The sequence below is a fragment of the Arthrobacter terrae genome, from assembly GCF_015708085.1.
Classification (GTDB): Bacteria; Actinomycetota; Actinomycetes; order Actinomycetales; family Micrococcaceae; genus Arthrobacter_M; species Arthrobacter_M terrae.
Genome location: NZ_JADNYM010000017.1, coordinates 84,260 through 110,276, shown reverse-complemented (window position 1 = coordinate 110,276; position 26,017 = coordinate 84,260). Strand labels below are relative to the sequence as shown.

Genomic DNA, 26,017 nt, shown 5'->3' with positions numbered 1-26,017 from the left:
CTTCCTGCTCCGCCAACCACTCACCCGCAGCAACAACCCCCGCAGCAAACACCGGATCCAGAACCCCGCCATCCCCCCGCACCGGAAACCCCGGATGCGGCCGAAACACCCCACCACCACCAGACCCCGTATCAGTCCCGGAACCCGACCCAGCACCAGACCCCGGCCCGGTCCCCGACAGAGCTTCATCCGGCAGGACCACAGCAGCCAGCAGCGCCGCCGTCGTCGGCTCCGCCCCCAACCCGCCCGCCGTCGGCTCCGCCCCCAACCCGCCCGCCGTCGACTGCGTCCCCGACCCGCCCGCCGTCCCCGATGCTCCCGTCAAACCGTCCATAACCCAACACTGCCACCACCCACTGACATTCAGTAGGACAGTGCGTGCGCTGGTCGAGCTAACCGTTCGAGAGCGCTTTTCCGTTAGCGCTCGGCGGTAGCGATGGCTAGGTTGTGTTCCAGCTCTTCGAGCGAAGCGAGTGCCGCCTCCTGATGCGTAGGATCGAACGGACCCACAGTGAGGCGCTCCAATTGCTGCCAGATTTCGTTGAGTTCCGTGCGCAGGTGCATGCTGGCCGGGGTGGGCTCGATCAGGGAGGCCCGGGCGTCGGTGGGGTCTGGTCGGCGGCGCACGAATCCCGCGCGCTCGAGCCGTTGAATCGTACGCGTCATTGTCGCCGCGTCGGAGTCGAGTACCTTGACGAGGTCGACCTGCCGTTGCTCCCCCTGATCCCAGAGATGCATCATGACCAGCTCCTGGCCGGGGTACAGCCCGGTGTTGCGCAGGAGAGAGCCTGCCAGCATCCGGTGCAGGCGCGCCACACGGAAGATCGCATGACTGATCGGGCCGCCGGCCGCTGTCGAGGGCTGCCGCAGGACCGCACGGACCGTTGGGGCAGTTTCGGGGCCGCCGTCCATTCGATCCGTGTGCTCTGTCATCCGCGTCCTCCTCGACGTCCCTACTGAGTTTAAGGCATAGCTAACCGAACAACGAATGCAACGTAAAAAGATTTGAGCCGTCCAGGAATAAACCCAGTCAATTTACTTGTTTGAACATGTAACTACGGCAAGGAGATCATTATGAAGATTCTGGCCACCGGTGCTACCGGTCAATTCGCAGGGCTGGTTGTACCGGCGTTGGTGCGTGCCGGGCACGAGGTGAGGGGCGTCGTGCACGACAAGAACAAGGCAGGCATCCCACGAGGCCTCGGCGCGCAGGAGACTGTCCAGGCAGACCTGCGTGACCCCGCCAGCCTCGATGCTGCGCTTGATGGCGTCGCCGGTGCGTTCCTGATCACTCCGGCGTTTGCGCCCGACGCGACCGAACTTGGCTTGGCGCTGATCGATGCTGTCCACCGATCCGGGGTGCGCAAGCTCGTCTACTCCGGCGTCTACCATCCGTCTTTGTCCCTTGAGAACCATGCGAGTACCCGCCCGATCGAGGCGGCGCTGTACGCGTCGGACCTCGATTTCACGATCCTGCAGCCAGCCATGTACATGCAGGGTCTCGATGGCGCCTGGCAGCAGGCTCGCTCAACCGGTGCCCTCGTGATGCCCTGGTCCAAGCGCTCCCGGATGACTTACGTCGACTACCGTGACGTGGCCGAGGTAGCGGCGCTGGCATTTAACGACGAGCGGTTGTCCTACGGCACGTTCGAACTGGCCGCAGGCGGCATGATCGACCGGATACGACTGGCCGAACTGTTCGCCGCAGCGTCCGGCATCCCGATCGCTGCCGAAGACGTGCCCGCAGGTGCGTTGCCTTCGGGGCTGCCCGAGGGGTTGCGGGCCATGTTCGCCGACTACGACCGCACTGGCTCCCACGGCGGGAGTTCTCTCGTGCTCCGTTCGATCCTCGGACGATCGGCGCGCACGATCGAGGATTACGTCGCCGAACTCGTGAGTTCATCATGAGCCAGCGAGAGGACTTCATCGCTTGGACCATCAGGAAATTCTGAGCTAACCACGGCCAAACCGGTGGGCCGTTGACCGGCACAGATAAAAACCCTGCGTGCTACCACAACCTTCTCGCATACCCGACCTCCGTTAGCGAGGTAGGAGATACCCGCACCGAGGTATGGCTACCGGGTTGCACGACGCAGAGCGAGACCGCCTTTTCGAAGAGCAGGCCAGCCGCTTCCCTGGCTTCGCCGGCTGCCAGCGCACGACCCAGCGCACCATTCCCGTCATCACGCTCACCCCCGTGCGTTCTGACGCCGTCTCGCAACAAACCGATGAGGAGAACTCCATGACAACGAACAACCAAACTATCGACCCCGCCGCACTTTCCCCGCTGTGGCAGCCGATCCGGGCCGGAGAGCTGCAGTTACCGCATCGTCTCGCAATGGCGCCGATGACGCGCGACCGCTCGCATGAGAATGGCACCCCCAACGAGATGAATGCCCGCTACTACGCCCAGCGCGCGTCCATGGCGCTGATTATCACCGAGGGCACCCAGCCTTCCGAGGATGGCCAGGGTTATCTGCTCACGCCGGGTATCTACAACGACGAGCACATCAATGGTTGGCGGATTGTCACCGACGCCGTGCACGAGGCTGGTGGCCGCATCGTGATCCAGCTGATGCACGTAGGCCGCGTGTCACATCCGCAGAACACACCGCACGGGCGCCAGGCTGTGGCGCCGTCACCGGTCGCACCGGCGAGCCCGATCTTCACCGCGTCCGGCATGCAGCCGATCGCCGAGCCGCGGGAACTGTCGACTGACGAGGTGCGCGGTGTCGTGGAGGAGTTCCGGGTCGCGGCCAGAGCGGCGATCGCGTCAGGCGCCGACGGCGTGGAGATCCACTCGGCGAACGGGTACCTGCTGCAACAGTTCCTGTCGAGCAATGTCAACCGCCGCACCGACGAGTATGGCGGTTCGATCACCAATCGGATTCGGCTCAGCGTGGAGGTCGCCGCCGCTGTTGCCGAGGAGATCGGCGCCGGGCGGACGGGCATCCGTATCTCACCAGGAAACCCGCTCAATGACATCGTCGAGCACGACGTCGATGAGCTCTACAGTGCACTGGTCTCGGCTCTCGCTCCGTTGGACCTCGCGTACCTGCACGTGGCATCCAGCGGTAACGACGCTGCGCTGCTGCGCGAACTGCGCAGACTGTGGCCGACCACGCTGCTGCTCAACCGCGGCCGGACCGACCTCGTTACCCGGGTGCATGATATCGAGGACGGCCTCGCCGACGTCGTCACGGTCGGAAGCCTGGCGCTGGCCAACCCCGATCTCATCGAGCGGCTGAGAGTCCGCGCGCCGCTAAACACCCCGGATCGGAGCACGTTCTACGGCGGAGACGAGCACGGCTACCTCGACTACCCGACACTCGATCTCGCTGCCGCCGCGTGAGCGGCAGCACGGCGGTGTAAGTGACCGGAGGTCATAAGGTAACGACCCCGGCAATGTGAATATGGTCAAAACGGAAGGACCGACATGTCACATGAACAGCAGTCCATCGCGGACCGACTGGCACGACAGCTTCATGATGTCACAGTGCTGCGCCGCGGCAGCGAAGAGTATCGCCTTTCGACGATGCCAGAAAACTCCAGCGTCGTACAAGAGCCACTCGTCGTTGTGCGACCGGACTCCGCCGCCGCCCTGGCAAAGACCATCGCGGCGACGGGGAGGCTCGGGGTTCATATCGAGGTGCAGTCCACAGGGCACGGGGCCGGTTACGATCTGGGTCCCGATACCTTGCTCATCGACACCCGCGACCTTCGACGGATCGATGTCGACGCGGCCGCGGGCGTCGCACGAGTGGGCGCTGGAGTCGTGTGGAGCGAGGTTCAAAGTGCGGCCAGTCCGCACGGACTGCTCGGATGATCCGGTACCGCCTCGAGCGTCGGCGTGGCAGGCTACACCTTCGGCGGCGGGGTCGGATGGCTGACCCGTCCGCACGGATTAGCAGCAGGGGCACACAGGAGCGTTAACTACGTCGACGGGCTAGGGCGAATCCGACGTGCTTCAGACCAGGCCCCCGACTCGCTCGACCGCGACGCTATCTGGGCGTTCCGAGGCGGTGCACCAGTGGGTATCGCGACCGAACTCGAGTTCGACCTCGTCTCCGTTCCGAACCTGTGGGCAGGACTGTTGCTCTGGCCTGTGGAACACGCAGATGACCTTCTGCGGAGATGGGCAGCGATGGTGCCCGGAATACCCCAGACGGTCACCAGTACGATCGCGACGCTGCAACTGCCGCCTCAGGGACCATTCCCCGACGAGTTGCGCGGCAGGCCAGTCGTTCACCTGTCCTATGCCTCTGTGGACGGCGAGAAACCACTTACCGCGCTTCGAGAAGCACTGGGCACCGTCGCTAGACCCACCGTCGACACCACCGGGCCCGCAGACGCTACGCGGCTAGCCCAAATTCATTTGGATCCTTCCGTGCGCGTGCCTGCCCGCGGGATTGGGCAATGGCTCACCGCGGATGGGGCGCGGGCAGTCCCGCAGCTGTTCGAAGCAGCACTGGTCGGGCAACCCGATGGGATGGTGATGGTGGAACTCCGCCACGTTGCGACGACGGCCGTGGCCCGGTCCGGTGCGCGCAGCACAGTCGCGGGTCCCTTCCTCCTCCTCGGTGTCGGCATCGGTGACCGTGCACATCTTTCCGGTACGCAGGCCGCACTCCGTCGAGTCGAGCGTGCCGCAGAATCCGTCGGCACAGGACTGGACACACCCTCGTTCCGGGAAGGTCAGCCCGACGCTGGCCGCGCAGATCTCGCCCTGTCTGCTCGCGTGGCCGACATCTCCGAACGGCTCGACCCACACCATGCCTTCCGATTACAGCGCGATCAAGGGGTGCCGAATGGATAGGACACCCGTGGGTGCGCCCGATCGAAGCCGCCCTTATCCGGGATCCACCGAACCTTCTCGCGTTCAGGTTCCCCCAACTGACACGGTGATTGCTACGCGGCGTCGAGTGGATGGGTGCGGATTCTGTATGCGTTGCGGCCCCCGTGCTCATCCTCTTTCTGTTCTGTAGTTACCGCTCTCAGCCGTTGATGGTCGGCTGGGCGGACGGCGACGCGGTGATTTTGCTCGAGGAGCGACCCGACGCTGTTCCGGCGAGAATGAGGGCGATACCGCAATATCCGACAAGGCCCACGTTGTCGTGAGCGATCGCGATTCCAACGATTGCGGCCCAGATGGGCTCGATTCCGAGGAGAAGGCTGACTCTCGATGGCGGTGTGCGCCGGACTGCCCAGGTTTGTACCAAGAAGGCGAAGACGGTGCAGGCGAGTACGAGGTAGAGGAAGAGCATTCTACGTCCGGGGTTGAGCGTCGCAAAGAAGTGCGGGATTGAGTCACCGTATGACAGGGAGGCCGCCGAGAAGATTGCTGCGCATGTAGCCAGTTGCACCGTGGTGAGGTGAAGCGAGTCCATCGGCCTGTCGGTAGTGAGCTAGTGCGTATCCGGTTAGATCAGGTTCGTTTTCTCGCGCCGGGGCCTTGCGCCACGATTTCGCGGTAGGTTGTGGAGTCTTGGTGCGATTCAAGCCGAAGATGGTCTGGAATGCCGGCAAAGGTGAGCGGCGCCGGTTGTAGCGGAAGACGAACTCGTCCAGGTAGATCTGGAGATGCTCGTTGCTGACGGAGCGTTGGGTGCCGCGCAGCCAGGCCTTGAAGTTGCTGATGGCCCGGTGAACACGGGGACGGTGCGTTAAACCTGTTAGATGAAGTGTGTAAACGACGTGGTCACCATCTGATTGGAACATAATTGTGACCGTGATAGAAAACAAGGATTCGGCAGTGAAGGTGGCCGCCTCGGCGGCGGCGGAGCAGATGGCAGCCGTGGGGAACATGGAGGCGTTGAAGGCCTCGAGGGCCTTCGATAAGTTGATGGGGCAAATCGATCGGGGCGAGATCGAACTTGATGGCAAGGACGGGTTCATCCAGCACTATGCTGACGGTGCAGTACGTCAAGGCGTTCCCTGAGATGCGCATTAACGGTGCCGACCCCGGATACAATGAGACCGATTTCAACGGACACAATGGCACACAGTCCGTGCAGGAAGGGACGGATGCCATCGTGGAGCTGGCCACCCGTGGCGACCAAGCTCCTACCGATACGTTCATAGACCGCTCCGGCATCGCCCCCTTCTAACGCTTCCGGTTGCGGACCCGCTACAGGCAAGCCGCCTGGATTCGATGCCCTGCCGTCAGGACGGCTTTTTACCTCACGAACAGTCAGCAACGGGTTCCGCTTACGGACACGAAAGTGCTGTGCAGACTACTGCTGAAATCTGTGCAGTCGTCTTCTGGAAATGACATTGCTGTTACTTTACCCACGTTGGTGAGCTCGGCACGTTGACCATGCCAGATGTTTTATGGGATCGGACGAAATCGATTTCGGCGGTGATCGCCTACGATGATCGCCAGTCAAACCGGCCCTGACTACTGGGCTCACGCACTGCCAGACCGAGTCGCGGCAGACTCCATCGTCAACCGGCTTGACAACAACGCCAGAACCATCAAACTCGGCGAGGTCGACATGCGGCGCCAACGCAGCCAAGAAGCACGCCAAACCGGTGGATTCTGGGAATAACCCACAACACAAATACCGACAACAGAACTGATATCCGGGTAGCCCCGTAACACGAGCGCTACCCGGTCGTCAGAACCCCGCTACCAACAACGTCGACTAGTGCTACTATCCGGGGCTATCCGGGGCTATGCGCCAGAACGCCTCTCGGAGCTTTCCCGACAGCAACGGCGGAAGGTGAAACTCCGCTCGTGCTTGGAGATCGACTGTGCGCACAGGCCTGCGTCCATCGCAATGCCATCATTGAGGAAGCCTTTTAACGAACCTTAGGCCCGCAGTAACAGGCTGAACGCATCCCTGCAAATTGCTTTCGTCTCCGCACGGTCAGCTAGGTTCAATTGAATAACGGCGTTGACCCTGTCCCGGCGGCCGGCAAGTTAGCCACCGAACAGAACGCCAAGCAAAGCTGTGATGGCTGGAATAGCTGCACTCGGTTCCATGCGGCAAGTGTACGGGCGTAGTAGACCTACCCCAACGGCAGGCCCAACACTCCGAAGCACGGCGGCGAAGCCGACGCCGCCCCCGTCGTCCAGGTCCAGCCGACTACGCCCCGGCTATGTCCGCAACCATCCGACAAACAGACCACCCTGCACCGTACCCGGCTAGCGCTTCCCATGATTCCGAAGGCACAGGCGCCAAATAAACCCATCCACCATCCACCATCCACCATCCACGGAAAAGGATGGATTTTGAGGGAAGACTAGAGAAAGGAGGCGTATCCAAAACGTGCCCAGACACAAAACAACCCCCAGAAATCCGCTGATTCTAGGGGTTGTTTACTGTAGCGGCGGGGAGGCTCGATCTCCCGACCTCACGATTATGAGTCGTGCGCTCTAACCAACTGAGCTACGCCGCCATGAGATGAGTGTGGCCCGTGCTTAGTCGGCCAAAACCGTCTTGACACGAGCCCTCTCACTCAGAGCCCCCCACCGGAATCGATCCGGTGACCTCGTTCTTACCAAGAACGCGCTCTACCACTGAGCTAGGGGGGCAACGAAAGAAAACTTTACCAGCGGATTTCCCAACTACGAAATCGGCTCCTTCGGCTCCTGCCTGCCGTTCTTGGCGCTATTGCCTACTGTGATCGGCGCCACCTGCTTCTGTCGTACTCTTCGCAGCGGCGGGGGTTGCGGATCCGGTCGGATCAACCGCTCCGATGACAGGTTCGACGACGGCGCCGCGACCGTCCGGTAAAGCCTCCCGTTCGTGATCGGAGTCGGCAGCAGGGCCTGCGCCGTCATGCGTGTCATTGCTGCGCCGGCTGTCGCCGTGTCATCCAACGTCGTCCGCGTCGTCACCGGAGCGCTCGAGAGAGGACTGAGTCGACGGGTCATCGGGATCGCTTTCCTTAGTTTCCTCGTTGTTGTCCGTCGACTCTGCGTTTGTCGAATGCAGAGCATTCTTCACGTTCTGTTTCGCGTCCTCTAAAAAGCCCATCGTGGGTCCCTTCCTCTCAGCAACCCTGCGCTGCACGGACCGGTCTCCTGGCCGCACTCTGATGGTACGTCTCATGCCGCCCACGACCAATGGGCAAGAGCGCTTTGGTCGTGACAATTCCAGGATGATCCATCTCCGGCCACCAACTGACCGCTATCTTGTGAAATGGCATGCGGACCGCGCCTCATTTCACGGGGCAGGCGTCCTTTGGCGTGAAACCATCAGCCGGCAGTCCAAAGCGCAGTACGGTGCACGTGTTATGTTCCACTGACACAGTTACCTGCAGGACAGTTACCTGCAGGACAGTTACCTGCAGGACATAGTGAAGTAGGAAGGGGACGGATGAGCGAGGAACCGCTGCCGCGCAGCAGCCAGAGTGTTGCTGCCGCGCTGGCCGAAACAGGGGTCCAGGGGCAGGTCCGTGTGCTCCCGGCCTCCACCCGGACGGCTGTGGAGGCGGCGCAGGCATTGGGCAGCGAAGTCGGTGCCATCGCGAACTCGCTCGTGTTCATCTGCGACGGTGTTCCGCTGCTGGTCATGACGAGCGGCAGCCACCGGGTTGATACCAAGGCGCTTGCGGACCGGCTGAAGCGGGGGAAGATCCATCGCGCCAGTCCCGAGCAGGTCCGTGCGGCGACGGGTCAGGCGATCGGCGGCGTGGCACCGGTGGGGCATCCGGCACGAGTTGAGACAGTGGTCGATGAAGCGCTGGCAGACTACCCCGTCCTTTGGGCCTCCGCAGGAACGCCGAACAGCGTCTTTCCGACCGTTTATACGGAACTGCTCGCGCTGACTCAGGGCCGCAGCGTCAAGGTCGACTGACTCAGGGCCGCAGCACCGAAATCGATTGGGTGAAGGCCGGCTGAGAGCTTCCAGTGCCCAGTGCCGGAAACGCACGGAAGCAAGAGTTAAAAGCACTAGGGCGCCGGAACCTCTCGGTCCCGGCGCCCTCAGCTCAACGAGCTACTCAGTCAGCGACTGATTTAAGCAGCGACTGATTGAAACAGCGGCCTGCTCAGCCCACCTAACCAGTGGGCCGCCGGTTTTACCATTTGCCCTTGCGGTTGAAGTCGGCAGCGCCGGTCTCTTTGGCACCGTGGCGCGGTTTGCGGTCTCCGGCACCGTTCGAGGTGTGCCCGGCATATCCGGACTCGGAGGTGCGGTTGTGGCTACGCTCGCCGCCTCCCTGGTAACCGCCCTGACCGGAGCTGCGGTCGCCGTCGTACTTCTTCTTGAAGCCGCCCTGTCCGCGGTCGTTTCGGTCCCCGCCCTGGTAGCCGCCCTGGCTGCGGCCCTTGTAACCGCCGCCGCCTTCACGCTCGGAACGCGGGCTGCGGCCCTTGTCCAGTTCGAGGTGGATCAGCTCGCCGCCGATCCGGGTGCGGCTCAGGGCACGCAGCTGATCGGCTGAGAGCTCGGCAGGCAGCTCGACCAGGGTGTGGTCCGAGCGGATGTCGATGCCGCCGATTTGTGCCGAAGTCAGGCCGCCCTCATTGGCAATGGCGCCGACGATGGAGCCCGGCATAACGCGCTGGCGGCGCCCTACGGCGATCCGGTAGGTGGCATTACCCTCGGTCAGCGTACGGGTGGGGCCACGGGAGCCGAAGCCGTCCTTGGAACGCTCGCGCTGCTGGTACTCCGGTGCTGCCGGCAGATCGTTGACGAGCAGCGGCTGTCCGCCCTGTGCCATCACGGCCAGCGCGGCGGCGATCTCCGCGGCCGGGACGTCGTGCTCTTCCTCGTAGCGGGAGATCAGGTCACGGAACTTGGAGACGTCCTTGGAGGAAAGGGTATCGGTGATCTTGTCCGCAAACTTGCCAAGACGCAGACCATTGATGGTCTCAGCGCTGGGCAGGTGCATCTGTTCCACCGGCTGGCGGGTGGCCTTTTCGATGGAACGCAGCAGGTACTTCTCCCGGGGGGTCATGAACAGGATCGCGTCTCCACTGCGGCCGGCGCGGCCCGTACGACCGATCCGGTGCACGTAAGACTCGGTGTCATGGGGGATGTCGTAGTTGATGACGTGGCTGATGCGCTCGACGTCTAGGCCGCGGGCGGCGACGTCGGTAGCGACGAGAACGTCAATCTTGCCGTCGCGCAGGGCCTCGATGGTGCGCTCGCGCTGCTGCTGCGGGATATCACCATTGATGGCCGCCGCCAGGAAGCCGCGGGCTTTGAGCTTGTCCGCGAGTTCCTCGGTAGCCATCTTGGTGCGCACAAAGGCGATGACGCCGTCGAACTCCTCAACCTCAAGCACGCGGGTCAGCGCGTCCAGCTTGTGCGGGCCCATGACCTGCAGGTAGCGCTGGCGGGTGTTCTCGCCCGTGGTGGTCTTGGATTTGACGGAGATTTCCGCGGGGTTGTTCAAGTACTTCTTGGCAATTCGGCGGATCGCTGACGGCATGGTCGCGGAGAAAAGCGCTACTTGCTTGTCCTCCGGGGTCTGCGAGAGGATCTGCTCGACGTCCTCGGCGAAGCCCATCCGCAGCATTTCATCGGCCTCGTCGAGGACAAGGTACTGCAGGTTGGACAGGTCCAGCGAACCCTTGGACAGGTGGTCGATGACGCGGCCGGGGGTGCCGACGACGACCTGGGCGCCGCGGCGCAGGCCAGCCAGCTGAGGTCCGTAGGCGGAGCCCCCATACACCGGGAGCACGGTGAATTCGTCCAGGTGCGCGGCGTAGGAGGAGAAAGCCTCGGCGACCTGGAGCGCCAGTTCGCGGGTCGGTGCCAGCACCAGAATCTGAGTGGCTTTGGACGGACCGTTGATGGCCATCAGATCGGCCATCCGGGACAGTGCCGGGACGGCGAATGCTGCGGTCTTACCGGTTCCGGTCTGCGCCAGGCCGACGACGTCGCGGCCTTCCAGCAGCACCGGAATGGTTGCCGCCTGGATGGCAGAGGGCTTTTCGTAGCCGACGTCGCTGAGTGCGGCGAGGACGCGGGAGTCGATTCCCATGTCTGCAAAGCGCACTTCGTGCTCTTCGGACTCGGTCTTCACGCTGACGTCGGGGTTGCTGGTTGCGGTGGTGGTTTCGGGCAGGTTTTCGGGCATGGGGAAGATTCCTCATTCACATAGGGCCAGGCGGCTTGGATGCCGCATTACAAAGAAATCCAGCCGCCATAACCATCCCGTGGCAGGACCTCTCGCCATAGCTGCGTACCGCTTGCGCGGTCACGGGCATCAGCTGTGAGCCGATGCCGTATGACGTTTTCTTTGCCGGCGATCCCCTAATGAACTGAACAACCCCGCTTGTTGCCTGCGGGACCCATACACTGCGACTTCTGCCTCAAGAATTGGGCAGAAAGATAAAGGAGATACCGAAAGTGGGGGATGTTTCAAGTGTACTATATGGCCGTTGGACGTGAAAGCCCGGTGCCGAAATCAGGCCGTGAGGTTGCGCACACGCCTGGACGATGACGGCAGACCGGTTCCGACGGCGGCGGCGGCTGTTCGGGCAGCGCCAGCCGGTCAGGATCCGGCGCGGAGAACCTTGTCGAAGTACGCCCGCAGCTCGTGCGCGAGCCGCAGTTCGCCGTCGTCGTGCAGCTTTGTCAGCGTCCGGACATCCGCCGCCGTCGGGTTGCTGAAGAACTTGCCGACCGTGATGCCATGTGAGGGCCGGGCTATCACCGTGATGTTGTCGCCCGCCTGGATGACACCTTTAGTAATGACCCGCAGGTAGGTGCCGATCATTCCGGCGGCCGTAAAGCGCTTGACCCAATGGGGCTCGCGAAGGCGACGTTGAAAGGTGGCGCAGGGCGTCCTGGCCATGGTGACCTCGGCGACGACGGTGGAACCGATGGCCCAGCGTTCGCCGATCACGGCGCCCGTAGTTGCCATCCCGTCCGTGCGCAGGTTCTCGCCGAAAAGGCCCGGCGGCACCGCTTTGCCCAACCGCGCCGCCCAGTGCTCGGCTTCATGCTGGGCATACGCATACAACGCCTTGTCTGCCCCACCGTGATGCTGCCGGTCCGCCTGCACATCACCGAACAGCCCCAGCTGCCTGACTTTAACCGGGCCGGCCACTGGCCGTTTATCAATGGCGGTTACCCCGGCGCCGCCGGCATCCGCATGCAATTCGTGGACACGACAGACGGCGAGCAGGGTTCCGGTAGTCACCGTGCCAGCTTAACTCCCTGACCATAGAATCTGCTCACCGGGACGCCGCCGCCGATCAGGGCGAGGGAGAATTAGGGACCAGCGAAACGACCGCAAGGGGCGGCAGCTAGACGAGCGAGGACTCGGCCGTCTGCGCGGGCTCACCCGCGCCGTCGCCCTCTGGCGACTCCATCGGGTCGGACCGGTCAGCTTCCAGCAGGTCAGCTTCCATCGGGTCAGCTTCCGACGCCCAACGCGGCAGGAACGAAGCGACGATGGCGGCAAGCACCATGGCGCCGGCCATGATCCACATGGTGCCTGTGTACGCCCCTTCAAAGACGGCAGACCTGCTGGTTCCGGTACTGGTATCCAAGGCGTTGAAGAAGATGGTGCCAACGATCGCCACTCCCAGGGCACCGGAGAGCTGGGTGGTGGTGTTGAATAGCCCGGATGCCGAACCCGCACGCATGAGGGGAACTTCGGAGAGGACGAATATTCCCACCGGTGCCACAACCATGCCAAAGCCCGCGCCGCCCAGTGCCAGCCCGGCAATGAGCTGCCACGGCGTGACGCCGGCACCGGCGGCCTGGACGGTCAGGATGAGGACCACAAAGCCCGCCGCGATCACCAGCGGACCCAGTTGAAGCACCACCTTGCCAATCTTCTTTGCCAGGATGGCTGCGGAGAGGCCTGCCAGAATCGGCACCATAACCGAGAACGGGATCATGGTCAGCCCGGACTCGAGAATTGGGTAATCCAGCCCCAGCTGCAGGAACAGAGTCTGGATCAGGAAGAAGCCGTTCATCGGAATAAAGAAGAGCATCATCAGTGCGATGCCGGCAGCAAAGGAACGGTTTTTGAACAGCGAAACCGCCACCAGCGGTTCGCCGCCGCCGCGCTCCTCCCGCCACTGAAGGAGAACAAAGCTGATCAGAACAAGCACGCCGGCCGCCATCATCAGGAACGTCCACAACGGCCAGTCCTGCTCCCGGCCCATGGTCAGCGGATACAGTATCCCGAGCATTCCGGCGGCGAGCATCAGCACGCCCGGAATATCCAACCGGTGTCGCACCGGGGCGGCGGATTCGGGGATAAACCGAATGGCGCACAGCACGGCAAAGACTCCGACCGGAACATTCACAAAGAAAATTGTCCGCCAGCCCCAGCCAAAGAGATCCGCATCGGTGAGGACCGCACCCAGAATTGGACCGGAAACCGCGGCGACTCCGGCAAGTGCGGAGAACCCGGCCATTGCACCTGCCCGCTCGCTTGGCTTGTACATCACCTGGATGCTGGAGAGCACCTGCGGAATCATCGCCGCCGCTGCGAAGCCCTGCAGCCCCCGGGAGGCAATCAGCATTTCGGGATTCATCGCCAGCCCGCAGAGCACGGAGGAGAGAGTGAAGAGAATCACTCCGACGACGAAGAGCCGTTTGCGCCCGTAAATGTCGCCCAGCCGCGAGCCGGTGATCAGACCGATTGCCAGGGCAAGAGTGTAGGACGCTACCATCCACTGCAGTTCGCTGTTTTCGGCGCCCAAGGATTGTTCGATCTGGGGCAGTGCAACGTTGACTATGGTGGCGTCGAGAAGCTCCATGAAGGAGGCCAGGAAGAGCGAGACGAGCGCAAAGGAACGTGCTCTGCCCGTGGGCACGGCGTGCGTCTTCATGATGTGTGTTCCTCGGGATCAGGATGTTCGTCGGGTTTTTCAAGGGTGAGTGAGAGCTCGGCCGGGGATTCCCTGCTCCAGTCCATGGCGCCGCTGTGCAGATCGGCCAGCACGCTCTCGATCCAGCGCAACTCGGTGCGCCGGGTGTGAAAAATGAGTTCGTTCTTCAGCAGGAACAGCCGCGGCAGCCTATCCTTGACCGCGTCGAACTCCGCGGAGGTCTGCCCGATCTCCGCGGTGAACTCGCGATATTCCGGCTTGGGCGCGGAGATCATCTGACGCATCCAAAGGCCCGCCGCTCCGGACGCTGGCCCTTGCGGTTGGTTTCCATCAGCTGCACCAGCCCGTCGCGGGCGAGCCGGTCCATGGTGTTATACAAGCTGGCCCGTGCGGTGACGTTGATACCCTCGCTCTTGCCCCGGGAGGTGATGAGCCGCGGCATCCGGTAGGGGCGCAGCGGCTGCTCCGCGAGCAGCGCCAAAACTGCGAGCGCAAGAGCGGATCTTTTGGGCATCCATCCAGACTAGTAGCCTTAACATGACTAATCAGGAATTACTAAGTGACGTCCAGCACGTCGGTCACCGCCTGCTGCGGCTCAAAGCGGTACCCCATCCCGGCCTCGGTGAGCAGGTGCTTCGGGACGGCCGGATCCGGCTCCAGCTTGCGTCGCAGCTGGGTCATGTAGACGCGCAGATAATGGGTAAGCCGGCATAGGCGGGTCCGCAGACCTGAGTGAGGATCTGCTGCTGGCTGACCAGCCTGCGCGGGTTGCGCACCAACACCTCGAGGATCTTCCACTCCGTGGGCGTCAGCCGCACATCGCCGTCAGCCCGCGTGACACGCTTCTGGGCCCCGGCATCCAGTGCGAGCACCTTGTCCTCGGAGCCGTGCCGGGCGGAGAGCACAATGCTGGGCACTGAGGTCCAGCCGTGTAGCCCCTCGAACCTGCACGCCGTCCAGGTCCGGCAGGCCCAGGTCCAGGTCCAGCACCACCACGTCCAGCGGGTGCTTCTGCGCGGCCAGCAGTGCGGAGGCGCCGTCATTCGCGGCAATTACCTGGTATCCGTGGGCATGCAGATTGATCTGCAGGGCGCGCAGAATTTGGGGTTCGTCGTCGACAATCAGGACCCAGGTCATAGGACTCTCCGTCGGCTCACACCTGTTGAAATAGGCAGTCGCACCACCATGGTCAGGCCGCCACCGGGGGTTGGCTCGGCCTCGAATACACCGCCCATGGTCTCCATGAAGCCCTTGGCCACAGCCGGGCCCAGCCCGATTCCTGGGCCACCGGCAGCTGAATAGGAGACGTCGTCCAGGCGCTGGAAGGGCTGGAACATGGCGATGACGGCGGCCGCGGGCACACCCCGGCCGCGGTCGATGATCCGCAGCTCGCTGGCCGGCTGTCCCTCAATGGTGCCCCAGCCGGACCCGCCCACGGCCCCGACAATGAGGATCTTCGAGTCTGGCGCGTTACTTGAGCGCATTCTCCACGATATTGGCCAGCACCCGGGCGGCCCCACCGCCGGCGCGGCCGACGACAGGTCCCCCAGTGCGACGGTGGTCGCCGTGCCTGCCAGGACGAGGAAGGGTGTCATTAGAATGTACAGCGCCACCAGCGTCATCTGCCGGGCGCTGATCTTCTTGCCCAGGAATTCCGGTGTGCGCCCCACCATCAGCCCGGCGATGAACACCGTGACGATGGCCAGGACCAGCATCCCGTAGAGACCGGAGCCGATTCCGCCCGGGGCCACCTCGCCCGTCATCATGTTCAGCATCAGCAGCGCTCCCGCCAGCGGGGGCAGGGGGTCGTGGGCCACATTGACCGCACCGGTGGAAGTCAGCGTGGTGGCAGTGGCAAAAAGGCTGCCCGGTGCCACGCTCAGGCACTGCTCAAAGCCCTCGCCCAGGCCTACTCCGGCGCCGGCCGACACGGCCCAGACCATCAGGGACGAGGAGATCAGCCAAAATGCACCCAATACCGTCAGCACCGTGTGGCCCTGGCGTTTGTCGCCCACCATCCGGCCGTACATGGCCGGGAGGGCGGATGGAACCAGCAGGATCAGGAAATGAGAGCACGTTCAGTTGCACGGCGGCGTCACCACTTGTCCGGGCCGGTCAGGGCGGCGAACAGATGGACCAGCATCACCACTGCTGCCACCAGCAACACAGCCAAACAGACCACGTCAGCCGTTTCCACGACCTACTTTCCAGCGGAGTTTTTAGTTCTTCCCTTATCGGACTCCGTTGGATGAGCACCGGCGGTTGCCTTGACGTTTCCTTGACGGGTTGGCCCCGGGTCTTGACGCACTCTTTACGCCTTGGGGGGGGGGGGGGGGGGGGGGGGGGGGGGGGGGGGGGGGGGGGGGGGGGGGGGGGGGGGGGGGGGGGGGGGGGGGGGGGGGGGGGGGGGGGGGGGGGGGGGGGGTTTGTGGGTGGGGGGGGGGGTTGTTTCCCCCTTTAACACCTGCCCCCCCCCCCCCCCCCCCCCCCGTTACCCCCGCACGCGGAAGCGACGCCGCTGACGCTGCGGGCATACCCCTGCGGCACGCCAAAGTGTCATGGGCCGCTATCCCAGCAGTGGTTGTTGAGAACCGGAGTTGAGAACCGGTGTTGAGAACCGGTCTTAAGGAGGTTCGATGAGTGGCGTTTTTTGGCGGGAATTGTCCGGCCGTGCTCAGGCGGAGAAGCCGCCGTCGGCCTTAATCAGCTGCCCACTCACCCAGCGGCCGGCCGGAGAGAGCAGGAACGCGGCTGTCCCGGCAACGTCGGCCGGGGTGCCGAGCCTGCCGGTGGGCTGCATGGCGGTCAGCTCGGCGCGCAGTACGGGGTTCATCCATCCGGTATCCACCGGGCCGGGATTTAGCGCATTTGAGCTAATTCCCAGCGGACCCAGCTCGCGGGCGGCGGCCATGATAATCCTGTCCAACGCGCCCTTCGAGGCGCCGTAGGGCAGATTCTGTACGGTATGGTCACTGGTCAGCGCAACTATGGCGCCGCCGTCGTCCGGAATCTGCCGGGCAAAGGCGGCCACCAGCTGCCAACTCGCGCGGGTGTTGACGGCGAAGTGCCGGTCAAAGCTTTCCAGCGACGTGTCGAGGATGGAAGAATCCACCGACTCACAGTGCGAGAGCACCAGGCCCTGCAGCGGACCGGCCTCCGTGGAAAGCCGCGCCATAAGCGCATCAACAGCACCTGGATCGGCCAGATCGGCGGGCATCGCGCTGACTTTCGCCCCCGCCGCTTCCAGCTCCGCGGTAAGTCTGCCGACGTCCTCCGGCTGTACGCCCCAGGGCATCCGTGCGTCGTACTCCTGCCAATAAGTTAACACCAGGTCCCAGCCGTCAGCGGCCAGTGCCCGGGCAATCGCGGCACCAATGCCAACGGTGCGTCCAACCCCGGTGATTAAAGCGGATTTACGCATCCTGTACTCAGCCATCCAGCCAGCATAGCGGCCCTCAGCCCCGCCCCTTTCGGCACTCAGGCCTGCCCCTTTCGGTGCATAGTCGGGCGCCGCCGGACGCGCGGGGTAGGTTGGAAATCACCCTACAACGACCGGTGAAAGGTTCATTCATGACTACCGCTCCCGTTTCCCGCAACAGCACCCGCACGCAATCGGCGTTCGCCATTACCAACGCCCACGTGGTGCCGATCAACGCCGAGCCCTTTGACGGAACGCTGGTGGTCAAGGATGGCAGAATTTCGGCGCTGGGCCCGATGGTGGAAGTCCCTGCCGGCGCCGCCGTGGTCGATGCCGCAGGGGCGTGGCTGCTGCCGGGCTTCATCGATGCGCACGTCCATCTCGGGATGCATCCCGAAGGTGAGGTGGGTTCCACCAGCGATGTGAACGAAATGACCGATCCGAATATGGCAGCCGTCCGCGCTATTGATGCCGTGGACCCTTTTGACCCCGGCTTCGACGACGCGCTCGCGGGCGGAATCACCGCGGTGAATGTGAATCCCGGCTCCGGAAATCCGATCGGTGGCCTGGCGGTGGCGCTGCACACGCATGGCCGGTACATCGAGGAGATGGTGCTCCGCTCCCCCAGCGGCCTGAAATCCGCCCTCGGCGAGAACCCTAAAAGGGTCTACGGCGACAAAAAGCAGACCCCGTCCACGCGACTGGGCACCGCCATGGTGATCCGCAAGGCCTTCATAGACGCGCAGAACTATATGGCGAAGGCAGACGAAACCGCCCGCGACCCCCGGATGGAAGCGTTGGCGATGGTGCTGCGCCGGGAGATCCCCTGGCGCCAGCACTGCCACCGCGCCGATGACATCGCCACGGCACTGCGGCTGGCGGACGAATTCGGCTATGAGCTGGTGCTGGACCATGGTACTGAAGCGCACGTGCTGGCCGACGTGCTGGCGGAGCGCGGCATTCCGGTCCTGATCGGTCCGCTGTTCACCACCAAGTCAAAGGTGGAACTGCGCGGGCGCTCGCTGGCGAATCCCGGGAAGCTGGCGGCGGCGGGGGTTGAGATTTCCATCATCACGGACCATCCGGTGGTGCCGGTGAACTTCCTGGTCCATCAGTGCACCCTGGCCGTCAAGGAGGGGCTGGACCGCGAAACGGCGCTGCGGTCCATCACTATCAACCCCGCCAAGGTGCTGGGGCTGGCGGACCGGATCGGTTCATTGACGGAGGGTAAGGATGCGGACCTGGTGCTGTGGAGCGGCGATCCGCTGGACGTTATGGCGCGGGCGCTGACTGTGTGGATCGGCGGGAGGCAGGTCTACGAGTACGACGGCGAAACCCGGACAGGCGTTGTGGCTCCCCGTTAGTGGGGGATCTTATCGGTTCCGTAAGAGTGCCAGTGGCAACGAAAGCACCCCGCCTGATGGCCGGGGTGCTTTCGTTTCGGGAGCTTTCCTCCCGGCAGCGCAGAGATATTAGGCAGGCAGCTGCAGGACCTGACCGGTCATGATGAGGTCGGGGTGAATGATGGTGCCGGTGTTGGCGCTGTACAGCGATTCCCAGCCACCAACGACGCCAAGACGCTGCGCGATGGTGCTGAGCGTATCGCCGGAGACAACGGTGTAGGTCTCCCCGCTCAGTGCAACCTGGACCGGAGCCTGAGCTACCTGGACCGGAGCCTGTGCTACCGGCGCCTGGACCACCGGGGCCTGGGCAACCGGAGCAGCCCGCACTACCGGAGCCTGAACCGCAGGCTGGGCTGCGATAGGTGCTATTGCCTGAGCCTGGGCCTGAACCGGTGCGGGGGCTGCGCCGCCGCCGCCGGACAATCCCAATCCGGCCGAGCATGCCGGCCATGCGCCCCAGCCCTGACCGGCCTGGACACGCTCAGCCACAGCGATCTGCTCGGCCTTGGAAGCGTTTTCCGGCGATCCCGTTCCGCCAAATGCGGCCCACGTGCTCGGCGTGAACTGCAGGCCGCCGGAGAAACCGTTGCCGGTATTTATGTTCCAGTTACCTGAGCTTTCGCACTGTGCCAGCGCGTCCCAGGTGCTTACCGGTGCGGCATTTGCTGCTGTTCCGGAAACCGCCAGACCTGCTCCGGCGATTGCGGCTACTGCTATTCCCCGGCGAAGGCCGCGGCTGATCGTCATTTTATTCATGGCTTACTACTCCGAAGGGCCACCTGCGCTCCGCCCGTCCCCGGACTTCTCTGCGTCGCCGTCGAACCTGCTGATGTGGAGGTTACTTCCGGTACCTGCCGTTGTGACGGCGTTCGGTGTGGACAGGCCCGGGCATTAAGTTAGATTGCGCGGCACGCTGGGCGACCGCCACCCCGCAGGGCACGTACCACGCTAGAGCATTTCAGAGTCGATGCCAAATCGATATCGAAGCAACATGATTGTTATATTGTTGTGACTGCGGGCAACCATCGGGTAATGTAGGGGAAATTTCCATCCGAATCCCGGCTTGGTCCCGGCTAGCCGTCAGATTCCGTCGAGGGCCTGCGCGAGGTCAGCCAGCAGATCCTCCAGGTCCTCAATACCCACGGAGAGCCGGATCAAATTCTCCGGTACGGCCAGTGCGGTGCCCTTCACTGAGGCGTGCGTCATCTCGGCGGGGTAGTTCATCAGGGACTCGACTCCGCCAAGGGATTCGGCCAGTGTGAACACCCGGGTGGCTTCGGCCACGCTGCGGGCGGCAGCTTCCCCACCGGTCAACTGCACCGAAATCATCCCGCCGAACTTGCGCATCTGTCGAGCGGCCAGCTCGTGCCCGGGATGGTCCGGCAGCCCCGGGTACAGCACGCGCTCCACCTCGGGCCGGGTCAGCAGCCACTCAGCGATGTGCTGCGCATTTTCGCAGTGCCGGTCCATCCGCACCCCGAGCGTCTTCAACCCGCGCGTGGTCAGCCACGCCTCCATTGGCGCGGACACGGCTCCGACGGCGAACTGCACAAATCCGATCTTCTCCGCCAGCTCCGTGTCGTTGAGCACCACGGCTCCGCCGCTGGCATCCGAATGCCCGCCGATGTATTTGGTGGTGGAATGGACGACGACGTCAGCCCCCAAAGCGAGGGGGTTCTGCAGGTACGGGGAGGCAAATGTGTTATCCACCACAAGCACGGCCCCGGCATCCCGCGCAATCTGCGCCAACGCGGCAATATCGGTGATTTTCATCATCGGATTAGAGGGTGTTTCCACCCAGATCATCCTGGTCTTGCCCTCGGGGCCGCCGGCGGCAACCGCGGCACGGACGGCATCCTGATCGGACATGTCCACCGCGGAGTTGCTGATCCCCCAGCCGGACAGTACCTTGTTGATCAGCCGGTAGGTGCCGCCGTACACGTCATTGCCCAGCACAATATGATCCCGCGGCGCCAGCGCCGCACGGATCAGCGCATCCTCAGCCGCGAGCCCGGACGCGAAGCTAAACGCGTGCCCGGCGCCTTCCAACGCGGCGAGCTGGGTCTGCAGCGAGTCCCTCGTCGGGTTGGTTCCCCGACCGTATTCGTAGCCGTTGCGCAGCACCCCGATGCCGTCCTGGGCGAATGTTGAGGTCTGATACAGCGGCACAACGACGGCGCCCGTTGTGCCGTCCGGCTCCTGGCCGGCATGGACGGCTCGTGTGTTGAATCCCTGGCTCATGAGTTTTCCTTGCCTTCAGTCGTTGAGGTAGTTCAGCAGGTCGTGCCGGGTCAGCACTCCGACAGGGGCGCCCACAAACGTCACCATCAATGCGTCCACGTCCTGCAGTTTGTTCCGTGCAGCGGCGATCGGCTCGAGCGAACCGATGATCGGCAGTGCGGGCTGCATGTGCTCGGTGATCCTGTCCGTCAGCTTTGCCTCGCCGCGGAACAATTTTCCGGTCAGGGTCCGCTCGTCCACGGCGCCGATCACCTCGCCCATCACCACGGGCGGTTCCTGGGTCAGTACCGGAATCTGCGAAACACCGTACTCGCTCATCAGGGAAATCACGTCGCGGACGGTCTCATTCGGATGGATGTGCACCAGCGCCGGCAGCTGCCCGTTCTTGGACCGCAGCACGTCGCCAATCGCGGGTTCATCGTCGGCTTTGAGGAAACCATAGGACTGCATCCATTGATCATTGAAGATCTTGCCCAGGTAGCCGCGGCCGCTGTCCGGCAGCAGAACGACGACGACGGCATCGGCTCCCAGCCCCTTCGCCGCCTCCAGCGCGGCCACCACAGCCATCCCGCTGGATCCACCGACCAGCAGGCCTTCCTCACGGGCCAGCCGCCGCGTCATCGCAAAACTGTCGGCGTCCGAGACGGCTATGATTTCGTGCGGGACCGCCGGATCATAGGAGGAGGGCCAGATGTCTTCACCGACGCCTTCCACCAAATACGGCCGCCCGGTGCCACCGGAGTAGACAGAGCCTTCCGGGTCGACGCCGATGATCCGTACCTCGCCGCCGTTCTCCGCTGCACGGTCGGCCGAGACCTCGCGCAGATAGCGCCCGGTGCCGCTGATGGTACCGCCCGTGCCCACGCCGGCCACGAAGTGCGTGACCCGCCCGTCCGTGTCCTTCCAGATCTCCGGCCCGGTGGTCTCATAGTGGCTCAAGGGACCGTTGGCATTGGAGAACTGGTCGGGCTTGTAGGCACCGGCAATCTCACGCACCAGACGGTCGGACACGCCGTAATAAGACTGCGGGCTGTCTGCGGCCACCGCCGTAGGAGTCACCACCACCTCGGCGCCATAGGCAGTCAGCACGGCGCGCTTGTCCTCGCCCACCTTGTCCGGCACCACAAAGATGCACCCGTACCCGCGCTGCTGGGCCACCATCGCCATGGCCACGCCCGTATTGCCGCTGGTGGGCTCGATGACGGTGCCGCCGGGGGCAATCAGGCCTGCCTTGGCCGCTTCATCGAGCATCTTCACCGCGATCCGGTCCTTCGCGGAACCGCCCGGGTTCATATACTCCAGTTTCACCAGGACGGTGGCGGCCAGGCCTTGGGTGATTTTGTTCAGCTTGACCAGCGGCGTATTGCCGATCAGGTCCAGGACGGAATTGGCGTACTTCATACTTCCTAGGTTATGGGTTGGCCAACCATAGGGCGAACGGAGACCACAATGCGTTCTGCCCACGTTCCGGAAGGACGCTCCGTTGGCCGGAGGAGGCACCGTAAAAGGCGTGAAAGTCCAAAACGTGGGCAGATATTACAGTTCCGATCCGGACAGCGGCTAGATCAGCGCGTCCGAGAGGTGGTTCGGGGTGCCGAAGCGATGGGCGGTGATGCTGATGGCCTGTTCGCGCAGGAACGGCAGCAGTTCGATCCGCCCGGCGGCGGTCACCGGGCCGGCATACACCGCGACGTCCGGCCGTCCGCCGAGGGCACCGGCCAGAGCCGCAGGATCGCCACCGATGAGCCGGACGCGCCCCGAACCGAGCCGTACCCCCCTTGCCAGCCAGCCGCCGTCGTCCTCCACATGCACATCCACACCGTACTCTGCCAGGACGGCAGCGACGGCAGAGTCGAGTACGACGGCGGTGGAAACGGTCAGCGCCGAGCCGGCCAGCAGGCCGGCGGCCAGCACACGGAGCAAGGACACCACAGGCTCGCCGGCACTGAGCCGGACGGTCACGGGCACCGGACGGTAGCGGAAAATATTGCGCTCGGCGATGAGGCCCGAGACGTCCTTACTGGTGCCGAATTCCTGCGCCCAGGCCGCGGCATCGCTGTGCAGCGCCGTCGCCAGTGCTTCGCTCTCCGCCTCCGACACTGCGGTCTTCGAATCCCTCTGTACCGCGGTGAGCAGCGCGGCTGCCACGTCCGGGAGCTTCCCGCCGGGAGTACCGTCGGTGCCGGTCGAGGGAGCGGGTTCGGCCGGAACCCAGCTGCCCAACCCCATCAGGTAGTTCGGGCCACCGGCCTTGCCGCCGGCGCCGACGGCGGATTTCTTCCAGCCACCGAAGGGCTGGCGGCGGACAATGGCGCCGGTGATTCCACGGTTGACATAGAGGTTTCCGGCCTCGATAGTCTCCAGCCAGGTGCCGATCTCCACGGAGTCCAGCGAATGCAGTCCGGAGGTCAGTCCGTACTCAATCTGGTTGGTCATCGCGATAGCCTCTTCAAGCGTTGCGGCAGTCATTACTCCCAGCACCGGCCCGAAGAATTCCGTGAGATGGAAGTACGAACCGCGACGCACGCCGGAGCGCACTCCCGGGGACCAGAGCCGGCCGTCCGCGTCGAGCTTCTCCGGCTTGACTGCCCAGCTCTCCCCTTCGCCCAGCGTGGTGAGGGCGTTGAGCAGCTTGCCCTTGGCCGGTTCAATAATGGGTCCCATCTGCACGGTGGCGTCCGCCGGGAAGCCCACTTTCAGCGAGCGCACGGCATCCACCAGCTGATTATGGAAGCGCTTGGAGGTAGCTGCGCTGCCCACCAGAATCACCAGTGAGGCGGCGGAGCATTTCTGCCCGGCGTGACCAAAGGCGGAGTAGACAACATCCTTGGCCGCCAGGTCCAGATCGGCGCTCGGCGTGACAATGATGGCGTTTTTCCCGGAGGTCTCGGCCAGCAGCGGCAGGTCGGTGCGGAAGCTGCGGAACAATTCAGCTGTTTCATAGCCACCGGTCAGGATTACCCGGTCAACGCTGGGGTGCGCCACCAGCTGCTGTCCCAGCTCGCGCTCACCCAATTGCACCAGCGCCAGCACTTCACGGGGCACGCCGGCTTCCCAGAGCGCCTCCACCATGACGGCCCCGGAACGACGGGCCTGGGTTGCGGGTTTAATAACGACGGCGGATCCCGCGGCGAGCGCTGCCAGCGTTGAGCCGGCCGGAATGGCCACCGGGAAGTTCCACGGCGGGGTCACCACGGTGACCCGCGCAGGAACGAACGTGGCGCCGTCGACCGCGTCCAGGTCCTTGGCGCGCTCCGCGTAGAAATGTGCAAAGTCAATGGCCTCGCTGACCTCGGGATCACCCTGGTCAATGGTCTTGCCGGTTTCTGCGGCCATCACCTCGATCAGGTCCGCGCGCCGGGCTTCCAGCGCATCTCCGGCGCGGTGCAGAATGGCTGCACGCTCGGCGCCGCTGAGCGCCCCCCAAGCCCTGCCGTGCTCCACGGCAGTCTTGAGCACAGCGTTCAGCGCCGACGCATCGGTGATTGTCGCGGCCTGCACCGCCGCGTTCCCCAAGGTGGAGGACGGAATGCGTTCCAGGATGGCCCTGCCCCACATCCGGTTTTCGGGCAGGGCGGGGTCAGTGTCGGGGGTGTTCCCGAAACCGTCTGACGGCGCCGCGGCGGCGTCCTTGTTGCGGTCCTGGGTGCGGTTGGGCCCGGGAACGGTGTCGTCCAGGTTTGCCAAGGAGGCCAGGAACCGCTGCTTCTCGCGTTCGAAGAGAGCCTCGTTTTCCGTGAGCTCGAAGACGGCGGACATGAAGTTGTCCTGGCTGGCGCCCTCCTCCAGGCGGCGGATCAGGTAGGCAATGGCGACGTCGAACTCCGCCGGGTGGACCACCGGCGTGTACAGCAGCAGCCGGCCTACGTCCTTGCGAACCACCTCCGCTTGGCCCGTGGCCATCCCGAGGAGCATCTCAAACTCAATGCCGGCTGTTACCCCTCGCTGCTGTGCCAGCAGCCAGGCGAAGGCAACGTCGAAGAGATTGTGGCCGGCCACGCCGATCCGGACCGCGTCAATGTGCTCAGCGGTCAGCGCGTAGTTGATGACGCGCTTGTAATTGGTGTCCGAATCCTGCTTGCTCCCCCAGGTTGCCAGCGGCCAGTCATGAATGGACGCCTCCACCTGCTCCATCGGCAGGTTCGCGCCCTTCACCACGCGCACCTTGACCGGTGCGCCGCCCCGTGCCCGGCGCGCCGTGGCCCATTCCTGGAGCTGCATCATGGCGGCCAGGGCATCAGGCAGATAGGCCTGCAGCACTATGCCCGCCTCCAGGTTCTGGAATTCCGGCTGGTCCAGGATCCGGGTGAAGACCGCGATGGTCAGGCTCAGATCCTTGTATTCCTCCATGTCCAAATTAATGAATTTGGCTTTCGGGAACGATGCCGCCAGCCGGTACAGCGGGGTCAGCTTGTCCACCACATGCTCCACGGCCTGGTCAAAGGCCCAGAGCGAATGCGGCGCGACGGTAGAGGATTCCTTGATCGAAACATAGTCCACGTCCGGCCGGGCCAGCAGCTTCAGCGTGCCCTCCAGCCGGCGCTGCGCCTCGTGCTCGCCCAGCACGGCTTCTCCGAGGAGGTTGATATTCAGGTCCACGCCGTCCTTGCGGATTCCCGCGATGGCCGGGCCCAACTTGGCATCGGTGGCATCCACAATCAGGTGGCCGACCATCTCGCGCAGCACGCGCCGGGCAACGGGAATCACCACCTGTGGCAGCACCGGGGCCATTACCCCGCCCAGACGGACCGCAGCACGCATGTACCACGGCAGGAATGCGGGCACCTTCGGGGCCAGCGTGGCCAGATTACGTCCGGCCACGGCCAGGTCCTCCGGCCGGATCACGCCGTCCACAAAACCAACGGTGAAGTCCAGCCCGTTCGGGTCCTTCAACACACCGGCCAGCCGGCTCGCGGAGACATCCACCGGCACCTTTGCGGCCTCGGTCAGCCACCGTCGCACGACGGCGATGGTTTCTTCCGCCAGTTCCTGTGGGTTGGGCCCTGAGGTACCGATGGAAGAACCTGCGGCCTTCCCGGCCGGCATTGCTGCGTCCTCGGCTGAAGCTGCGGCTTCGTTGCTGGAGCTGGACTCCTGAGTTAATTGGGGCATGCTGGATTCGGTTCCTTCTGGGCGGGTCTTGAGAGGCACTTTTCTTTTAGTATGTGACTAGAATCAGATGAGGAAAAGCGATCTTTTCTG

21 protein-coding genes, 2 tRNA genes and 4 pseudogenes are annotated in these 26,017 nt (G+C 64.0%); 8 read left to right on the top strand and 19 right to left on the bottom strand.

All coding sequences use genetic code 11. The features are described from left to right. A pseudogene (locus IV500_RS21530) lies at positions 1–334 on the bottom strand (hypothetical protein); the annotation flags it as partial. An 83-nt stretch (positions 335–417) separates the two neighbouring features. Continuing rightward, positions 418–933 (bottom strand): MarR family winged helix-turn-helix transcriptional regulator, encoded by a 516-nt coding sequence (locus tag IV500_RS14040; RefSeq protein WP_230854966.1) that lies wholly within the window; start codon positions 931–933, stop codon positions 418–420. Positions 934–1,074: 141 nt separating this feature from the next. On the opposite strand from IV500_RS14040, the gene IV500_RS14035 reads away from it, so the two are divergent. The 4 genes from IV500_RS14035 to IV500_RS14020 all read left to right on the top strand — a co-directional run bounded on the left by IV500_RS14035 (position 1,075) and on the right by IV500_RS14020 (position 4,816). Further along, positions 1,075–1,908 (top strand): NmrA family NAD(P)-binding protein, encoded by an 834-nt coding sequence (locus IV500_RS14035; RefSeq protein ID WP_196397422.1) that lies wholly within the window; start codon positions 1,075–1,077, stop codon positions 1,906–1,908. A gap of 163 nt (positions 1,909–2,071) precedes the next feature. Continuing rightward, positions 2,072–3,352, top strand: coding sequence for an alkene reductase (locus tag IV500_RS14030; RefSeq protein WP_312875931.1), 1,281 nt, complete (start codon positions 2,072–2,074; stop codon positions 3,350–3,352). Between the two features lie 84 nt (positions 3,353–3,436). Next, on the top strand, positions 3,437–3,826 hold the full coding sequence (locus IV500_RS14025; RefSeq protein ID WP_196397421.1) for an FAD-binding protein: 390 nt from the start codon (positions 3,437–3,439) through the stop codon (positions 3,824–3,826). A gap of 204 nt (positions 3,827–4,030) precedes the next feature. Further along, positions 4,031–4,816, top strand: coding sequence for a hypothetical protein (locus IV500_RS14020; protein ID WP_196397420.1), 786 nt, complete (start codon positions 4,031–4,033; stop codon positions 4,814–4,816). 178 nt (positions 4,817–4,994) lie between these two features. Here IV500_RS14020 and IV500_RS14015 read toward each other — a convergent pair whose 3' ends face one another. Both IV500_RS14015 and IV500_RS21525 read right to left on the bottom strand, forming a co-directional pair. Then, complete coding sequence (locus IV500_RS14015; RefSeq protein ID WP_196397419.1) at positions 4,995–5,387, bottom strand: EamA family transporter; 393 nt, start codon at positions 5,385–5,387, stop codon at positions 4,995–4,997. A gap of 38 nt (positions 5,388–5,425) precedes the next feature. Beyond that, positions 5,426–5,655 (bottom strand): annotated as a pseudogene (locus IV500_RS21525) (transposase); the annotation flags it as partial. A gap of 130 nt (positions 5,656–5,785) precedes the next feature. Between IV500_RS21525 and IV500_RS14005 the strand changes: the two are divergent. After that, positions 5,786–5,932 (top strand): annotated as a pseudogene (locus IV500_RS14005) (IS256 family transposase); the annotation flags it as partial. A gap of 7 nt (positions 5,933–5,939) precedes the next feature. Beyond that, the gene (locus IV500_RS14000; RefSeq protein WP_196397416.1) at positions 5,940–6,107 is read left to right on the top strand and encodes a Rossmann-fold NAD(P)-binding domain-containing protein; all 168 of its coding nucleotides are present in this window, start codon (positions 5,940–5,942) and stop codon (positions 6,105–6,107) included. Between the two features lie 1,220 nt (positions 6,108–7,327). On the opposite strand, the gene IV500_RS13995 is transcribed toward IV500_RS14000, so the two are convergent. From IV500_RS13995 to IV500_RS13985, 3 genes are all read right to left on the bottom strand, one after another. After that, positions 7,328–7,401: transfer RNA gene (locus IV500_RS13995), tRNA-Met, on the bottom strand. A gap of 64 nt (positions 7,402–7,465) precedes the next feature. After that, positions 7,466–7,537, bottom strand: a tRNA-Thr gene (locus IV500_RS13990). A 280-nt stretch (positions 7,538–7,817) separates the two neighbouring features. Further along, positions 7,818–7,982 (bottom strand): hypothetical protein, encoded by a 165-nt coding sequence (locus IV500_RS13985; RefSeq protein WP_196397415.1) that lies wholly within the window; start codon positions 7,980–7,982, stop codon positions 7,818–7,820. Positions 7,983–8,324: 342 nt separating this feature from the next. Here IV500_RS13985 and IV500_RS13980 point away from each other — a divergent pair, with 342 nt between their 5' ends. After that, positions 8,325–8,804, top strand: a complete 480-nt coding sequence (locus IV500_RS13980) for a YbaK/EbsC family protein (RefSeq protein ID WP_196397414.1) — start codon at positions 8,325–8,327, stop codon at positions 8,802–8,804. A gap of 223 nt (positions 8,805–9,027) precedes the next feature. On the opposite strand, the gene IV500_RS13975 is transcribed toward IV500_RS13980, so the two are convergent. The 8 genes and pseudogenes from IV500_RS13975 to IV500_RS13940 form a co-directional block, all read right to left on the bottom strand. Further along, complete coding sequence (locus IV500_RS13975; protein ID WP_196397413.1) at positions 9,028–11,037, bottom strand: DEAD/DEAH box helicase; 2,010 nt, start codon at positions 11,035–11,037, stop codon at positions 9,028–9,030. Between the two features lie 417 nt (positions 11,038–11,454). Further along, positions 11,455–12,105, bottom strand: coding sequence for an MOSC domain-containing protein (locus tag IV500_RS13970; protein WP_196397412.1), 651 nt, complete (start codon positions 12,103–12,105; stop codon positions 11,455–11,457). 106 nt (positions 12,106–12,211) lie between these two features. Beyond that, a complete protein-coding gene (locus IV500_RS13965) occupies positions 12,212–13,753 on the bottom strand; it encodes a DHA2 family efflux MFS transporter permease subunit (RefSeq protein ID WP_196397411.1) in 1,542 nt (513 codons plus the stop codon). Then, positions 13,750–14,028, bottom strand: coding sequence for a hypothetical protein (locus IV500_RS13960; RefSeq protein ID WP_196397410.1), 279 nt, complete (start codon positions 14,026–14,028; stop codon positions 13,750–13,752). Before IV500_RS13960 ends, IV500_RS13965 begins: the two co-directional genes overlap by 4 nt. Beyond that, positions 14,025–14,267 (bottom strand): helix-turn-helix transcriptional regulator, encoded by a 243-nt coding sequence (locus tag IV500_RS13955; RefSeq protein WP_196397409.1) that lies wholly within the window; start codon positions 14,265–14,267, stop codon positions 14,025–14,027. The genes IV500_RS13960 and IV500_RS13955 overlap by 4 nt, the downstream gene beginning before the upstream one ends. Positions 14,268–14,308: 41 nt before the next feature. Beyond that, positions 14,309–14,890: pseudogene (locus IV500_RS13950) on the bottom strand (winged helix-turn-helix domain-containing protein). Next, positions 14,887–15,771: a potassium-transporting ATPase subunit KdpA gene (locus IV500_RS22165; protein WP_376770210.1), complete on the bottom strand. Its 885-nt coding sequence runs from the start codon at positions 15,769–15,771 to the stop codon at positions 14,887–14,889. Before IV500_RS22165 ends, IV500_RS13950 begins: the two are co-directional and overlap by 4 nt. Before the next feature lie 656 nt (positions 15,772–16,427). After that, positions 16,428–17,189: an SDR family oxidoreductase gene (locus tag IV500_RS13940; RefSeq protein ID WP_230854965.1), complete on the bottom strand. Its 762-nt coding sequence runs from the start codon at positions 17,187–17,189 to the stop codon at positions 16,428–16,430. A gap of 134 nt (positions 17,190–17,323) precedes the next feature. Here IV500_RS13940 and IV500_RS13935 point away from each other — a divergent pair, with 134 nt between their 5' ends. Then, complete coding sequence (locus tag IV500_RS13935; protein WP_196397407.1) at positions 17,324–18,535, top strand: amidohydrolase; 1,212 nt, start codon at positions 17,324–17,326, stop codon at positions 18,533–18,535. Positions 18,536–18,643: 108 nt separating this feature from the next. Here the strand turns inward: IV500_RS13935 and IV500_RS13930 are convergent, their stop codons facing one another. The 4 genes from IV500_RS13930 to IV500_RS13915 form a co-directional block, all read right to left on the bottom strand. Then, the gene (locus tag IV500_RS13930; protein ID WP_196397406.1) at positions 18,644–19,330 is read right to left on the bottom strand and encodes a LysM peptidoglycan-binding domain-containing protein; all 687 of its coding nucleotides are present in this window, start codon (positions 19,328–19,330) and stop codon (positions 18,644–18,646) included. A 324-nt stretch (positions 19,331–19,654) separates the two neighbouring features. Next, the gene (locus IV500_RS13925) at positions 19,655–20,815 is read right to left on the bottom strand and encodes a cystathionine gamma-synthase (protein ID WP_196397405.1); all 1,161 of its coding nucleotides are present in this window, start codon (positions 20,813–20,815) and stop codon (positions 19,655–19,657) included. Positions 20,816–20,830: 15 nt separating this feature from the next. Then, positions 20,831–22,216 (bottom strand): cystathionine beta-synthase, encoded by a 1,386-nt coding sequence (locus IV500_RS13920; RefSeq protein ID WP_196397404.1) that lies wholly within the window; start codon positions 22,214–22,216, stop codon positions 20,831–20,833. Between the two features lie 159 nt (positions 22,217–22,375). Then, on the bottom strand, positions 22,376–25,861 hold the full coding sequence (locus IV500_RS13915; RefSeq protein ID WP_196397441.1) for a bifunctional proline dehydrogenase/L-glutamate gamma-semialdehyde dehydrogenase: 3,486 nt from the start codon (positions 25,859–25,861) through the stop codon (positions 22,376–22,378). Positions 25,862–26,017 lie beyond the last annotated feature (156 nt).